The sequence below is a fragment of the Priestia sp. TSO9 genome (genome assembly GCF_021029645.1).
GTDB classification, from domain to species: Bacteria; Bacillota; Bacilli; order Bacillales; family Bacillaceae_H; genus Priestia; species Priestia megaterium_E.
Window position 1 is genome coordinate 1 of sequence record NZ_JAJEKD010000046.1, and the last position, 336, is coordinate 336.

The window sequence follows — 336 nt, forward strand, 5'->3', positions numbered from 1 at the left end:
GGCGATAGCGAAGAGGTCACACCCGTTCCCATACCGAACACGGAAGTTAAGCTCTTTAGCGCCAATGGTAGTTGGGACTTTGTCCCTGTGAGAGTAGGACGTTGCCAGGCAATGAATAAGACCCCTTTTTATGCTCTTATAAAAGAGTCTAGGGGTTTTTTATTTGGCTCATTTATAAAAATATACAATGAATATTGTGTATGATACACGGAGGATTAGCTCAGCTGGGAGAGCACCTGCCTTACAAGCAGGGGGTCGGCGGTTCGATCCCGTCATCCTCCACCACCGTGCCGGTGTAGCTCAACTGGTAGAGCAACTGACTTGTAATCAGTAGGT

General features: G+C 47.6%; 1 tRNA gene and 1 rRNA gene. Both read left to right on the forward strand.

Features of this window, described 5'->3' with window-relative positions:
• Positions 1–110 (forward strand): 5S ribosomal RNA (gene rrf, locus LJC66_RS27530); the annotation flags it as partial.
• 99 nt (positions 111–209) lie between these two features.
• A tRNA-Val gene (locus LJC66_RS27535) sits at positions 210–285 on the forward strand.
• Positions 286–336 lie beyond the last annotated feature (51 nt).